Annotated in this window: 1 protein-coding gene; it reads right to left on the reverse strand. The window is 68.4% G+C overall.

Annotation, left to right across the window (positions count from 1 at the left end; all coding sequences use genetic code 11):
* Window positions 1–431, reverse strand: a 431-nt coding sequence (locus ACS04_RS39740; RefSeq protein ID WP_245236611.1) for an alpha/beta hydrolase family protein, incomplete at both ends; no start/stop codon positions are given.

Genomic DNA, 431 nt, shown 5'->3' on the forward strand with positions numbered 1-431 from the left:
AGTGCCCGCCGTTGACCAGGTGAACCTCCGCCTCCTTGGCGTCGCGGGCGAAGGCCCGCGCCCCCGCCGGGCCGAAGATTTCGTCGTTGCGGCCCCAGACGGCGAGTACTGGGACCTCGCTGGTACGCAGGAATTCGTGCAGCAGCGGGTAGAGCGGGCGATTGCTCTGATAGTCGCGGAACAGCGCCAGCTGGACTTCGTCGTTGCCCTCCCGGGAGACGAGGGCGAAGTCGTGCTCCCAGGTGTCCGGGCTGACCAGGCTTGGGTCGGGCACGCCGTGCAGGTACTGCCAGCGGATGGCGTCGATGCTCAGCGCGGCGCGGACGGCGGGCTCGGTGTCTGAGCCGGGGTTCGCCCCGTAGGCCCATACGTCGGCCCAGAACGACTCGACGAATCCGTCTTCGTAACCGTTGCCGTTCTGGGTGACGAGG

Origin of the sequence: Streptomyces roseus (assembly GCF_001044425.1) — a bacterium.
Lineage (GTDB): Bacteria > Actinomycetota > Actinomycetes > Streptomycetales > Streptomycetaceae > Streptomyces > Streptomyces roseus.